12 protein-coding genes are annotated in these 14,803 nt (G+C 38.9%); 3 read left to right on the top strand and 9 right to left on the bottom strand.

Annotated features, from left to right (window positions below; all coding sequences use genetic code 11):
- The first annotated feature begins 62 nt into the window (after positions 1-62).
- Complete coding sequence (locus ACEW8U_RS14565; protein WP_373522780.1) at positions 63-647, top strand: PepSY domain-containing protein; 585 nt, start codon at positions 63-65, stop codon at positions 645-647.
- Between the two features lie 83 nt (positions 648-730).
- Positions 731-2,383, top strand: a complete 1,653-nt coding sequence (locus tag ACEW8U_RS14570) for a Na/Pi cotransporter family protein (RefSeq protein WP_373522781.1) — start codon at positions 731-733, stop codon at positions 2,381-2,383.
- A gap of 512 nt (positions 2,384-2,895) precedes the next feature.
- Here ACEW8U_RS14570 and ACEW8U_RS14575 read toward each other — a convergent pair.
- Positions 2,896-3,723 (bottom strand): universal stress protein, encoded by an 828-nt coding sequence (locus ACEW8U_RS14575; RefSeq protein WP_373522782.1) that lies wholly within the window; start codon positions 3,721-3,723, stop codon positions 2,896-2,898.
- 179 nt (positions 3,724-3,902) lie between these two features.
- On the opposite strand from ACEW8U_RS14575, the gene ACEW8U_RS14580 reads away from it, so the two are divergent.
- Positions 3,903-4,559, top strand: coding sequence for a Crp/Fnr family transcriptional regulator (locus ACEW8U_RS14580; protein WP_373522783.1), 657 nt, complete (start codon positions 3,903-3,905; stop codon positions 4,557-4,559).
- On the opposite strand, the gene ACEW8U_RS14585 is transcribed toward ACEW8U_RS14580, so the two are convergent.
- From ACEW8U_RS14585 to truB, 8 genes are all read right to left on the bottom strand, one after another.
- Positions 4,556-5,173, bottom strand: a complete 618-nt coding sequence (locus ACEW8U_RS14585) for a carbonic anhydrase (RefSeq protein ID WP_373522784.1) — start codon at positions 5,171-5,173, stop codon at positions 4,556-4,558. The two genes, ACEW8U_RS14580 and ACEW8U_RS14585, sit on opposite strands and share 4 nt — an antisense overlap.
- On the bottom strand, positions 5,173-6,924 hold the full coding sequence (locus tag ACEW8U_RS14590) for a SulP family inorganic anion transporter (RefSeq protein ID WP_373522785.1): 1,752 nt from the start codon (positions 6,922-6,924) through the stop codon (positions 5,173-5,175). The genes ACEW8U_RS14585 and ACEW8U_RS14590 overlap by 1 nt, the downstream gene beginning before the upstream one ends.
- A gap of 162 nt (positions 6,925-7,086) precedes the next feature.
- Positions 7,087-10,050 (bottom strand): carboxypeptidase-like regulatory domain-containing protein, encoded by a 2,964-nt coding sequence (locus ACEW8U_RS14595; protein ID WP_373522786.1) that lies wholly within the window; start codon positions 10,048-10,050, stop codon positions 7,087-7,089.
- Between the two features lie 644 nt (positions 10,051-10,694).
- The gene (gene gldC, locus ACEW8U_RS14600; RefSeq protein WP_373522787.1) at positions 10,695-11,039 is read right to left on the bottom strand and encodes a gliding motility protein GldC; all 345 of its coding nucleotides are present in this window, start codon (positions 11,037-11,039) and stop codon (positions 10,695-10,697) included.
- Positions 11,040-11,275: 236 nt separating this feature from the next.
- Entirely contained in the window at positions 11,276-11,935 is a 660-nt protein-coding gene (locus ACEW8U_RS14605) for a 3-oxoacid CoA-transferase subunit B (protein ID WP_373522788.1), read from the bottom strand.
- A 564-nt stretch (positions 11,936-12,499) separates the two neighbouring features.
- Complete coding sequence (locus ACEW8U_RS14610; protein ID WP_373522789.1) at positions 12,500-13,198, bottom strand: CoA transferase subunit A; 699 nt, start codon at positions 13,196-13,198, stop codon at positions 12,500-12,502.
- A gap of 19 nt (positions 13,199-13,217) precedes the next feature.
- Positions 13,218-14,150 (bottom strand): bifunctional riboflavin kinase/FAD synthetase, encoded by a 933-nt coding sequence (locus ACEW8U_RS14615; RefSeq protein ID WP_373522790.1) that lies wholly within the window; start codon positions 14,148-14,150, stop codon positions 13,218-13,220.
- On the bottom strand, positions 14,137-14,803 hold a 667-nt coding region (gene truB / locus ACEW8U_RS14620; protein ID WP_373522791.1), incomplete at its 5' end, for a tRNA pseudouridine(55) synthase TruB. The genes truB and ACEW8U_RS14615, both read right to left, overlap by 14 nt.

Below are 14,803 nucleotides of genomic sequence, written 5' to 3' on the forward strand. Positions count from 1 at the left end.
TTAATCCATGATTATCACCACTGATAGTATTGTTTTTTTTTACACTTCCAATTAGGAATATATTGCCCAACAATATTGAGTACATGATCAACATTTCCAAAACAGCCAGAAATACAAGGATTCACAGAAGGATTCATAAAGTAGTGAGTATCACATTTGTCTTTTTTTTATTGATTATAGGAATCACAGCAATTCTTTTGGCATGGAAAAAGGAAATGAAACTGATCCCAAAAACCCAAACCACAAAAGTCGAAAACCCAGGCGATTGGATCAGTTTGGAACAGATGATCATCACCGGTCAAGCCTTTATGAGAGACAGCATTGGGAAAAGTGACTTGATTGATAGGGTGGATGTGCGTCCTGATAAAGGAATAGCCAAAATTGTTTTCAAAAAACATTTTACTGAGATACAGATTGATGGTTTTTCAGGAGAGGTATTATCCGTCAAACAACGGAATTCCGATTTGGTGGAGAAGATACATGATGGCAGTATATTGGATTTTTTGTTTGATTCTGATTCGGAAAATTCCAAAATCATCTACAGTACACTGACATCATTTGGATTGATTTTTCTGTGTATCACAGGATTTTACCTTTGGTACAATCCCCGAAAAATGAAAAAATTTAAAAAGAAGCCTGAAATGTAATTCATTGTTTTCTCTATAATTCCATCAACTTTTTATATTTGTCTTAAAGGTTTTGCTGTATTGCCATAAAAACCCCAACACCAATGATTCAAGATGAAATTTTTGATTTCTGGAAATTCTTGGCCGGAATTGGTTTATTCCTTTGGGGAATGCACCAACTGGAAACATCAATCAAAGAACTTGGGGGCAAATCATTTAGACATTTACTTCAAAGATTCACCGATACGGCCTGGAAAGGGATTCTTGTTGGTACGCTGATTACAGCCATTCTACAAAGCAGTTCTTTGGTTACGTTAATGGTGTTGGCATTTTTGGGCGCCGGAGTGATCAATTTAAAAAATGCAATTGGAGTAATTTTGGGTGCCAATTTGGGGACAACAGTGACGGCATGGATAGTTGCTACCTTGGGATTTAAATTGAGTGTAGCCTCCTTTTCGATGCCTTTTTTGGGATTGGGTAGTCTTTTGTTTTTATTCTCATCCTCTAGACCATTTCTACGGAATTTGGGAGCTTTTTCAGTTGGTTTTGGATTGTTGTTTTTGGGGTTGGATTTTATGAAGACAGCAATCGAAGCGGTGGCTGATCAAATTGACTTGAGTGAATTTCAAGCTTTTGGACTTTGGATTTACCTTGTCATCGGACTTGTTGTCACTGCTCTGATTCAATCAAGTTCGGCCATGGTGGTGATTATTTTAAGTGCGATGAGTGCAGGTGTGATCGAATTGACGGAAGGGGCTGTTTTAATAATTGGCGCAAATATCGGAACTACAATCACAGTGGGTATAGGATCGTTAAACGGTCCTGCTGATAAAAAAAGATTGGCATTGGCACATTTCCTTTTCAATGTGATTACCGGTTTGCTGATTTTCTCCTTTATCCGATCTTTGATAGCTTTAACAATGTTAGTTTTTTCCATTTCAGACCCATTGATGGAGTTGGTATTACTCAATACCATCATTAACCTTATCGGGATTTTACTTTTTTTACCTTTTATTCCAAAACTGGAAAAATGGCTCAAAAACCGGTTTACTAAATTTGAGCCAAAAGGAATTTCCGTTTATACTAAAAACGTTAGCCCTGAAGTACCTGAAGCAGCTATAGCAGCTTTGGAAAAAGACATTCACCTGGCATTCGAAAAGACCGTTGAATTCATGATCAAAGTTTGGAATGTAGGGGAGCGAGATAAAGAAAATGTGTCCATTTGGAGAAAAATTCTTCAGCAACCTTATGACCTTGCCGGACAGTATAAGGAAATTAAAAATCTGGAAGATGAATTGACCAAATACCATATTCTGGTTCAAGAAGAAAACCTTAGCATAGTGGAGGCAAAAAAACTAACCTCTTTGATGTTGGCATTGAGGACAATGGTATATGGTGCCAAAGACCTTAAAGACGTTATGCACAATATCAATGACATGGAAGATGAAGAAGATAAGCTAGTTAGGGAATTCTACAATGATCTAAAAAACTTCACTTTTGATTTTCTGAAGAAAATCAGGGAATACATCCTTCTGGAAAACATTCCTGAAGAGGTCCCTGACTGGATCGGCGAAAATGGTAAACATTATAAGAAATTCATTTCAGAACTTTATCAAAAGATCAAAATCAAACCAATGGAATTTCCTGTATCCACACTCACCAATGTGATCAAACAGGTAGTTTCCGGGATGGATAATTTGGGAAGTTCAGTCATTCATTGGAAACATCAGAAAAAGGATGTGATAGATGTTGGATAGTGATCAAATGCTCTTTGGACAATAGAAAACATTTTTATTCAAATGGTAGAAAGTCCGATGTTTGAAGTAATAAAAACGAATCATTTTTGATAAGAACCCCCTTAAAAATTCGAAAAAAATAAAAGCGGAGTGACTCACTCCGCCCATTTCAGGAATTTTACTTTTTGGGGTGTCTAAGCAACTTTTACATTCCTGTCTTACTTAAAAATTAAAACTTATTTTATCCGCAAAGCTGCTATCAATAAGCCATAGGAAACTATCCATGATTGAATTTTAAATGACATATACTTCCCACTTCCCACTTCTAGCTATTATATTATAAAGTCGATTCAATTTGAAGTAGATGGATTTTCATATTATTTATAATGTATGTACGCAATGATGCCAGTAAATGATAATTCAATATAGTTCTAGGTAGGAAACTGAAATGTCCGGTACATCGGACTTCGGACTTCCGACCTGTTTGTTATAGATTATTGGTTTACTGGCAAATATGCGGATAACCATTTTATTTATTCCATTTTCACACTTAACACAGGTATGTCTGATTTGAATAAAACCGTGTCCGTCGTACCGATTTGATAGGTTGATTTGGCTTTTCGGTTATTGGAAGCTATACCGATAAATCCGATTTTATTTTTCTTAGTGAATTCCACTATGCCATTTTCTGCTTCCTTATGGCTGTAGACATGTTTGTGTATAACATGGTCCTCCAAACCTTTGGCATAAATATCCATTTTTCTTTCAGCCGCTCCTGAATTGATAAAATCAGATGGGGTATTGATGTATAGAAAATGAATGGATGTTTGAAAATCTTTTAATATGGGCTTCATTTTCATAAAGGCAGGTCGGGAATCCTCATTAAATTTCGAAGCAAAAGCCATTTTTCGGAGGTCATTGCCATTCATGGCTTTTTTTACTGCTAAAACAGGGCAATCCGCATTTCTTAATACTTTTTGGAGGTTGGAGCCAACAAATTTTTCATTGGTATGTCCTATTCCATAGGATCCGATCACAATAAGATTGGCAGCATGTTTCTTTGCTATGTCAACTATTTCTTCATGGGGGACACCCACTTCAACTACAGCTTCAACTGGCACAGTATTCAATTTATGGTCCAGGATAAATGTCCTTAATTTATCTTTGGCCTCAGCCTCCATATCCAGTATGCTTTGGTTTTGATTTTTCCGCTCTTTGGAAAGGTTTTTCCAATCCAATTCAGTACTTACCACATTGATCAAAGTAATACTGCTGTTTGATTTTTGTGCAATTTTAAGTGCGCTTAAAAATGCATTATCGGAGTAAGTGGAGAAATCAATAGGGACGATAATTCTTTTCATAGCTTTATTGATTTGGTTTACTGATGGTCAAATCTCTAAAAATATCTCATTAATAATCATGATGAAAGTCATTTAAAATACTGATTGTTTTCGTGTTAATTTTTAGCGGTGTGGGTAAATTTGGCTATTATTACTAAATTAACTTTTGTAAACCCATTAATTTTAAGAAAATTTTTAATATGGAATTAGAAGAGCTTAAGGAAAAACTACCAAATATCACTGACCCTAATCTTTTGGAAGCAATGCTGAAACATGGAACTGTCCATGTTTTCCAAGCAGGAAAAACCATTACAGAACCTGGTCAATTTATCAAAATGGTTCCGGTTATTTTGGAAGGAGCTATCAAAATCATACGGATGGACGAGGACGGTAAAGAACTTTTCCTGTATTATTTGGAACCAGGTGAAACTTGCGCCTTGTCATTGACTTGTTGTTCGGCCTCCAAGCCCAGTGAAATCAAAGCTGTAGCAGAAGAAAAGACCACCTTGCTGGGTATTCCCATCCAAAAGCATGAGGAATGGACAGATCAGTTCAAACAGTGGAAGGAATTTGTAGCCATGACCTATCAGACCAGATTTATGGAAATGTTGGTAGCATTGGATGCAGTGGCCTTTAAAAGGATGGATGAAAGGCTAATGCGCTACATAGTTACCAAAATGAAGCAGCAAAAATCCAATGAACTTCATACCACCCACCAAGAAATCGCCAATGAATTGGGGACATCCCGGGAGGTGATTTCAAGGTTGCTCAAGCAATTGGAAAAGAAAAAGTGGATAGAGTTGGGCAGAAATATCATCTATATCAGAGACGATTTTGAGGAATTGATCAGCAATTAGGTCAGTGCTGGTTGAATATTGTATTTCTTTTTGAGGTCAAGTACCAGACCTGTCGAAATATCAAATACCCAAGCATGTAACCTAATTTTTAGGCCATGGTCCATTGCATCTTTATAGATTGAAGTCTGTTTGATGTTTTCGATTTGTTCCAGGACATTTAATTCAACCAGTTTTTCCAACCTTTCATCCTCATTTTCAATATCCAAAAGCTCGGATTTGTGGTGACGCATAACATCCTTGATATTGGCAAGCCAATTGTCAATCAACCCATTGCTTTTATTTTCATAAGCGGCCCTTACTCCCCCACAACCATAATGGCCATATACTATGATGTCTCTAACTTTCAAACTTTCGACTGCATACTGCATCACTGAAAGGAAATTGAGGTCGGAATGGGATACTACGTTGGCAATATTCCTATGAATAAATAGGTCGCCCAATCCTGTCACGAGTACCGTGGCAGGTGAGACCCTGCTATCAGAACATCCCAATAACAATGCTTTTGGCTGTTGTCCTTCTTTGATCTCTAGAAAGTAATCCATATTTCCAGCCAATACTGTTTCAGCCCAATGGCGATTATTGGCAAAATACTGTTCAAAATCGATGTTGCACATTATTTGATATTGGTTTGGGTTGCATATGGGGAATACTTTTCGAGGATATCCTCATCTATGGCATGGTCAAATGCAGACACGGCTGTATTGTCATCCAGAAAGATGTGGTCAGCACCCACACATTCAAGCAAAGCCCATCTATTCAGAACATCCCTCACAGGACCTTTGATACTCGTCATGCACACATCTATTCCTAATTTTCTCCAAGCCAGAATCCATTCATTCAATTCATGGGCTCCTGTACTGTCAATATTTGTAACACTTTCCATGTTGAATACAATCATATTCACTTTTTCATTTCTTTCAAGAATCCATTTTTCCAACTTATTCTTGATAAATTCCACGTTTGCGAAATAAATTGGACCATCAATTCTAACCATAAGAAGATGTTCTTTGATTTCGAGATTCTGAAAACGGTTGATGTTCCTGAAAATATTAGTACCAGGAACTCTGCCCAATTGTGCCATGTGTGGCGTTGATGCCCTGTAGATAACTACCAATAAAGAAAGAATCATCCCTGATATGATGCCAGTTTCAATCCCCAAGGTTAAGGTGATGACAAATGTCGCAACCAACATGGAAAAATCAGCTTTGTCTTTGTGCCATAGGTGAACCGGCTCTTTGAAGTCAATCAATCCTGAGACAGCAACCAAAACAACAGCTGCCAAGATGGTGCTTGGAAGGTTATAGAATAACCCCGTGAAAAACAATAAGGTAAGTACTATCAATACTGCACTGATTATAGAGGCCATGGTTGTTTTTGCACCGGCATCGTTGTTGACAGCAGTTCTGGAAAATCCACCTGTTACAGGATATCCTCTAAAGAATGCTGCTCCAAAATTGGCCATTCCAAGCGCAATCAATTCCTGATTTGAATCCAATTTGTAATTTTTATGTTTTGCGTGAATGGTTTTAGCCACCGCAAAACTCTCTGCAAATCCCACCAATGAAATGGTAAGCGCTATTGGGAACAATGTCTTCCAAGTTGCCCAGTCAAATGAGGGACTTGAAAGGCTAGGTAATCCACTTGGTACATCCCCAACGATTTTCACACCTTGGCCAGTCAGGTCAAAACCAGATACCAATGCAATACCGATAATTACTGCAACTAGAGGTGCAGGGAAACTTTTATGGATTTTTTTTCCGTATTTGATTATTATAATACCAATAACTCCTATCCCGAATGTAATCCAATGGATGTCTCCTATATTTTGGAAGATGGCTACTGCCATTTCCTGAATATGCTCTGAATTGGGAAGGTTGATCCGAAAGATATGTTTGATTTGACTGAGTCCTATGATGATGGCAGCAGCAGAAGTAAAACCGTTGATTACAGGATGAGAGAGGAAATTAACGACAAAACCCAATCTCAAAATTCCCATTCCAAATTGGATCAATCCTACCAAAAATGCCAAGGTTAAGGCATATACCAAGTATTGTTCAGGAGAACTTGCATTCAATCCGGCAATTCCCGCAGCTGTCAAAAGAGATACCATAGCAACAGGGCCAACAGCCAATTGTCGGGAAGTCCCGAATATTGCATAAAGCAGTAGAGGTACAGTGACGGCGTAAAGTCCGTGAATTGGTTCTAGTCCGGCCAACATGGCATAAGCCATTCCCTGAGGAATCAACATGATGCCCACAGTCAGTCCTGCTGATAAGTCTCCCTGAAGATCAGTTTTTTTATATTGGGGAAGCCAATCCAAAATGGGTAGGTATCTTTTGGCTTTTTCTGTAAGTGTATTTTTCATCGATTTAATTCTATCTTGAAGATAACGAAATTCAGGGATTTGCTTATCCATGAATTGAATTGAATTACAAAATTCAATAATTCCCCATCCTGATACGGTGACCATTGTTACAAAAAAAAACCACCCTTGCGAGGTGGTTTTTTATAGGAAATCAGTGGTTAATTAATTCAAGAATTCGTCAAATGTAATGGATACAAAGTACATGGTTCCAACAGTTGGGTTACCCCAAGCCTGACGGTATCCACTGCTGTTGAATAGGTTGGATCCACCGACTTTGATGATTGATTTAAGGCTTTTCAATTTATAACTTACCTGTGCATCAAAGGTGCTGAATGCAGGCATGACAGATAGTCCCTGTGTAGAAACCAATGGACCTACAAAAGAAGACTGCCATACAAACTCATCCTGCCATCTCCATGCTACAGCAAAACCAATGTTTTTGTAAGCGATATTCCTGTTTGCAAAAGTAAAGTTTGTCCTGTACTCAGGCGTGTTAAATGACGGTTGGAAACCTCCCAAGTCTTCAATATTGGATAGTTTATTGAATGACACGTTACCACCAATGGTGTAGTTTTTAGGTAACTGATAGTCCATTCCCAAAGCCCATCCATAGGATTTGATGATTTCCTGACGGTTGACAGGCATGGAGAATACATTTCTGGTGTTTGCGCTTAGGAGATTCAAACCTGTAGTTGAAGCAATACCTGAACCTGGATTACGATCCTGAACAAGTACTTGTCCTCCGATAAAGTTCTCGAATCTATTGTAGTAATAGTAACCATCAATCATCAACTTATCTCCTGCAATAAGGCTCTTATAACCAATCTCATATGATCTGACTATCTCTGGCTGAAATGGTCTTACTACGTATTCTTGTTTTAAGTTTTGATTTGCTTCAGCGGCTCTAACAGGTAATAATTGGTTGAAAACTGCCATAACGGAAGGATCATTTGGTGAAGTTCCCGGAGGAAATTGCCCTAGGACTTCTTGCATTACAGCTCCCTGATTTGCTGGATTCGTAGCCCATGCTTGAATTCCGCCTCCAAATTGTGTCACTGTTGCCAAAGAATAAACAGGATTGGTGTTGAAATTATACCTGTTTCTTAATAAAGGCAAACCACCTATCAATCTGGCCTGTGGTGTCATCAAATCAATAAACTGGTCCTGAGTGGTAGGGATTCTAAAACCTGTCTGATAAGAAACCCTGAAATTGTGCTGGCCTGCAGTATAAACAGCCGAAACCCTGGGAGACCATTGACCATCAAAATTTTCATTTTTATCATAACGGACCGATGCGGTCAGTTTCAGATTATCATTGATGAGTCTTTTGGAACCCTGAAAGTATCCCCCGTATTCGTTGATGGAAAATTCATCACCATTTTCTTGGGTGGCAAATAAAGTACCCTCAGAATTCAATGAATATAGTCTGTAATTTGCTCCCATTACAAAATCTGCCCAAGTCACATCTTTGAAAGTATATGAACCTTCTAGATGGTAAAGGTTGGTTTTGTCAACAAATCTTGCACCAACTCCTTGGGCATTTCCAGGAATAGGTCTGGATCTCACATCTCCCAATGCCTGATTGAACTCAGGGGTACCCGGCATAAACCTGCCCTGATCTGCAAAAGCCCTGGCTGCTGCATGGGCAGTATTGGCATCAGCACCTTGACCGGCAGCGGTTGCATATGCTCCTACATATTGTCCAAACCATTGCTGACTTGTTTTCCAAGCTTCATTGATGCCCTGGGCAGCGATACCCACTGCATAAGAATCCCCTGATCTTTCCTGGGTAGTGTAAGCTCTTACAAACCAATTAGCACCTTTCAACTCAGCTTTGTATTGTCCGATATTGAAGCCTGTAATGGAATAGCGATCTGCACCCGTATAGACTGTAGTACCTGCTCCATAATTCCCTTGAAATATGGCTTCTACCCTGTCATTCAATCTCCAATGAAGGGCAGCATTTAATTTTAAGGATTCGGTTCCATAATCAGCGAGGTCTCTTTCCATATAGCCAGTTCTTGATACAGAGGTCTGAGGAATTATGGCTAAAGCTGCTTGTGGCAACAAACCAGCACCAACCAAAGACTGGGCGACACTGAACATATTCACATTGGTTTCATCGCCATAAATGTTGATACCGTTGTATCCTGGATTATTTTGCCTGCTACCACCTTCAATGGTGGAACCGTTCAATAAAGACTGATCTCTGAAATCATTGGCTTGCCAATCATCTGCTCTCAGGTAATTGACATTGACTTTTAAGGCAAGTTTATCATTGAAAGCAGTAGCATACCTTGCTGCAAAATCATAAAATCCGGTTGTAGGATTGCTTCTCTGTCCTTCGTCCATTACACCGGTTTTAATCTGTGCTGAAAATCCCTGATACTGGAATGGATTTTTACTGTTCATCAAAAGAATTCCATTGATGGCATTTGGACCATAAAGAGCAGAGGAAGCTCCTGGAAGCAATTCCAAACTTTCAAGATCCAATTCCGAAATACCTGCGATATTACCTACAGAAAAGTTCAGTCCTGGAGCCTGATTGTCCATTCCATCTATAAGTTGGACAGTCCTAACGTTGCCATTTGCATTGAAACCCCTAGTGTTGAAGGACTTGAAGGTAAGAGATTGGGTACTCATTTCTACCCCTTTCATATTATTCAAGGCATCATAAAAATTGGCTTGAGGAGCTTCTCTGATGGAAATGATGTCCATTCTTTCTACAGTCACTGCAGATTGAAGTACATTTTCTTCGATTCTTGAGGCCGAAACGATTACTTCTTGACCCAGGATAGAAGCTTCTGCTAAACTTACTTGAAGGTTCGAAACATTGGAATCTGTGATTTCCACTTCTTGACTTGAAAACCCGACCATTGAAAAGATTAGGGTGAATGGAGGTGCCTGGTTGACGCGTAAAGTGAAATTACCATCTAAGTCAGAAATGGTACCTACAACTCTACCTTTTACCACAATGTTGACACCGACTAGTGTCTCTTTCGTTCCCACTTCAGTCACTTGTCCTGAAATTGTTGTTGTTTGAGCAAAAACTTCAGTGGTGTTGAGGAAAACTACAGCAAGAAGTAAGAATACTCCCTGAATAAAACTTTTAGTAAAATTTTGCATAAGGTATATTGGGTTAATTGTTAATTTGGTAATTGGCAAATATTAAGTTATTAATATGCAGGAAATTTAGATTAAAATACCAATTATCAATATCATTCACCAAAAAAAATTTTTAACAAATATTAATAGAATTATAATTTTTTTTGAAACCTACTCATTATCAAAAGGAAAAATGCAAATCGGGAATTGAATTTTGGGAAAAAATAATATGGTTGACCGCTTTTTTTGTATGTAAAGTATGTGGCTCCATGAAAAGGAAGACGGAGTCCGAAGATTTGGAATTAAAACAACCATCTTTGATTTAGCGGACAGATATATGTATTGCCAATGAAATTAATCGGAGCGGCCGTCATGCTGATCCCGATGGCTATCGGGAGAAAGCCTGCCCCGATGCTTTCGGGGCATCTCCCGAGGTTCAGGAAAAGGATTATTTTGACCAAAAGTTTTTTTTATAGTATTTCAACTGTCTAATTGTACCGCTGGAGATCCCTCGTGCCTCGGAATGACGTCTGCTTACAGTAGATAGGGGTAATCTAGCGTCATTACCCTTTCTGTAAATGCCAATTTTCATTACTCGGTATGTCCAAAGAAATAAATTAAAACATTAACAAAAAAAGACCCTGATTTTGCTCAGGGTCAATTTGTTATTTGGAGGTCTTTTTGTTTTCCTCGTTGACATGCTTGACAAGTTTATCACAAAGAATTTTTATTTCTTCTGAGATATATTCATCTCCGGTACTGTTCAGAATAGTTTGGCCCATTCCTCCCAATACATCTATGTAAAATCTTTTCATTTCTACCACTGACATATCCTCTGTCCAAAGGTCAATTCTCAATGTACTTTGGTTGAGGTTGTCCCAAACATTAAGACTGATACTTTTTGTGGATTCTGCACCTTCTTCTTCTTTGTCAGAAGCATTCCATAGGATTTTTTTTGGAAGGTTTTTTTCATCGAGTTCAATCGAAAATTTTATTTCAGAGTTTTTCATTTATGGATTGGTGATTTCATTGTAAAACTAGTGCTTTGTTAAGTATGAATTGACAATGTTTCCCGCAAAACTTGTCCCGATTCATTCGGGAGACGCAAGGACTCACAGATGGATAACTTGAATCTTTGCGCAATGGTGATAACCTTTAAAAGCGAGAGTTTATTTAACACAGAAAATAGAATCAAGGTCATCAAGATATAGTTCATTCTACTGGATAAAGGTTTAAAAAATTTTCATCAAATGAGGTTCATTTCAGGTATATCACCTTCAACGACCAATCTGCCCTCTGTTTTTTCTCTGATTTCATCAACACTTACTCCCGGAGCCCTTTCCAATAATTTAAATCCTCCTTCTGGAAGAACATCAAGTACGGCAAGGTCAGTGACAATCTTTTTAACACATCGAATTCCAGTAATCGGTAAGGAACATTCTTTCAGTAATTTGGATTGTCCATCCTTACTGCAATGCTGCATAGCCACAATAATGTTTTCCGCAGAAGCTACCAAGTCCATCGCTCCTCCCATACCTTTCACCATTTTACCCGGTATTTTCCAATTGGCTATATCCCCGTTTTCTGAAACTTCCATAGCGCCCAAAATGGTCAATTGTACATGACCACCTCTTATCATGGCAAATGATTCAGCGGAATTAAACAATGCAGATCCCTTAACCATTGTGATGGTCTGTTTACCGGCATTAATCAAATCAGGATCAATTTTCTCTTCGATAGGGAAGGGACCTATCCCCAAAAGCCCGTTTTCAGATTGGAGAACCACTTCAAGTTCCTCTGGGATATAATTGGCCACCAATGTCGGTATACCAATTCCCAGGTTGATGTATTGTCCGTTTTTGACTTCTTTAGCTATTCTTCGGGCTATTTGGGTTTTGTCTAGCATGGGAGTTTATATTTTTTTGTTGTTCTGTTGTCTTGATTCTTATGTCTCAGCCTCTGTAGATGTCTCCTGCCGTCGACACGACAAGGATAGATCTTTCTATACAGTTTCTGCCTTAATTTAACAATCCTTAAGTGTCTTCTACTATTAGTCTTGATTTCAAATATCTTTTCTCTCTCCTCTCGCTTCTAATTTCTTGGGTTTTTTTTGACTCTTGTTTTCTCTCATCCTTTCCACTGAGATTGCCACGTCGCACGAAGGGCTATTCAAAATATCAAAGTTTTTCAAGGGTCCCTACCAATATAATTCGGAGCAGCCGTCATGCTGACGTAGGAAGCATCTCACGAGGATTCGGAAATGATCAATATAAGCATAAATAGGACCTCTGGAGATCCCTCGTGCCTCGGGATGACGGGTACCCTGACGTCATTTCCAATTCCGAACATTTACAAAATATTAAAGACTCGCAATGACGCCTCATCCTTTTTTCACACCTCATCCTTCCCAAATCTAAAATCTAAAACCTACCCTCTACCTTCTCACCCCTCATCCCTCATCCTTTCTCCTTCATCCTTTCCTCACCGTCCTCTGCTCAATTCTCTTCTCATACCCTTCACCCTGAAAGATCCTTTGCACATAAATGCCTGGGGTATGAATATGATTGGGATCAAGTTCTCCTGCTGGCACCAATTCTTCTACTTCTGCGATTGTGATTTTTCCGGCTGCAGCCATCAGTGGATTGAAATTCCGGGCTGTTCCTTTAAATATCAGGTTTCCTGCTGTATCTCCTTTCCATGCTTTGACGAAAGCAAAGTCAGCTTTGATCCACCTTTCCAATAAATAAAGCTTTCCGTCAAATTCCCTAATTTCTTTTCCATGGGCTACCTCAGTACCAACTCCAGCGGGAGTGAAAAATGCCGGAATACCTGCTCCACCTGCCCTGATTCTTTCTGCTAATGTGCCCTGAGGTAAGAGTTCTACATCAAGCTCCCCACTGAGCAATTGTCTTTCGAATTCTGCATTTTCTCCCACATAGCTGGAAATCATTTTTTTGACCATGTGCTTTTTCAGCATCAGGCCTATTCCAAAATCATCCACGCCGGCGTTGTTGGAGATACAGGTAAGACCACTTAGATCTTTTTCTAAAAGTGCTCTGATGGAATTTTCAGGTATACCAGAGAGGCCAAAACCTCCAAACATCAATACAGAATCCGAAAAGACATCCTTTACAGCTTCTCTTGCATTTGTTATGGTTTTATCGATCATTGAAAAGTATATTTAAAGGTTATAATTGTGTCAGGATCCGTTTTGCTTCTTGTTTGTCCTTCTCCAATTGATTTTGAAGTGATTCAAGTCCCGAGAACTTAAACTCAGGTCTCAAATAGCATTTGAGGTAAACACAAATTCTTTTGTCGTACAAGTCTCCATTGAAGTCAAACAAATGTACTTCAATGGTCTGACTACTTCCATTTACGGTAGGTCGGTTGCCTATGTTGAGCATGCCTAGATGAATTTCACCTTCAATTTCTACTTTTGCGGCATAGGCTCCATCACAGGGGATGAGTTTATAATCATGTGTAATGTGAATATTGGCAGTGGGAAATCCAATAGATCTGCCAAGTTGCTGACCTTTGATGATGATCCCATTGAGTTCATAATCCCTTCCAAGATATTCGTTGGCAATATCCACTTTTCCCTCCTCCAACGCTTTCCGGATTTTGGTGCTAGATACGCCAACATGGTCTACATCTTCTCTTGAGATTTCCTCTAGGTCAAAATTGTATTGACCGATATTGGATTTGAGGTAATCAAAACTTCCTTCTCTATTTTTTCCAAACCTATGATCATACCCTATGACCAATTTACGGGTTTGAATTTTATCTATCAGGATATTTTGGATAAACTGTTCAGATGAAAGTTCTGAAAACTCCTTTGTAAATGGAATTGTAAGCAAATGGTCGATCCCCATACCTTTTAACAACTTTGTTTTTTCTTCAAAAGTGGTCAGTAATCTGAGATTATGTTCTTCAGGATGGAGGATTAGCCTTGGATGGGGCCAAAAAGTAACCAATACAGTTTCACCATTGATTTCATTAGCCAATTGCCTGATTCTGCTAAGTATTTTTTGATGCCCGAGATGGACACCATCAAAAGTCCCACTCGTGACAATAGGGTTTTTAACCTTTTCAAAATGTTCTATCCCTTCATAGATTTTCATTCTGTCTGTTTTTGATTTTTTCTACCAGATCCATCAATTCGAATGCGTCTTTGAGCTCAAACTCCCCAATCCTTGTCCTTATCAAAGATGACATGTAGGAACCGGTTTTCAATATTTCACCAAAATCCCTGGCGAGGCTTCTGATGTAAGTGCCTTTGGAGCAAACAATTCTGAAATGTACTTCGGGGTTTTCAAATTTGACAATTTCAAATTTTGATACCGTAACAGGTCTTGGACATATTTTCACTTCTTCTCCTCGCCGTGCGGATTCATAGACCCTTTTTCCATCCACTTTAATTGCTGAATGCATGGGTGGGATCTGCAAGATGTCGCCTGTAAGTTGCTTTATGGCGGATTTCACATCAACTAGGGCGAGATGAGAGGGGTCAGCCACCTCTATGATTTCCTTTTCTAGATCAAAACTTTCTGTTGTTTTTCCCAAGACAAAAACTCCTGTGTACTCTTTTTCCTGAGCCATGTAGGACTCGATAGATTTTGTTTTTTTACCGGCACAGAGTATCAATAGCCCTGTGGCTAAAGGATCTAAAGTCCCTGCATGTCCGACTTTTTTAATCCTGAGGGCATTTCTGACTTTTTTGACCACATCAAAAGAGGTCCATTCATAGGGTTTATTGATGAGAAAAACTTCTCCG

Origin of the sequence: Aquiflexum sp. (assembly GCF_041751335.1) — a bacterium.
In the GTDB taxonomy this organism is placed as follows: Bacteria; Bacteroidota; Bacteroidia; order Cytophagales; family Cyclobacteriaceae; genus Aquiflexum.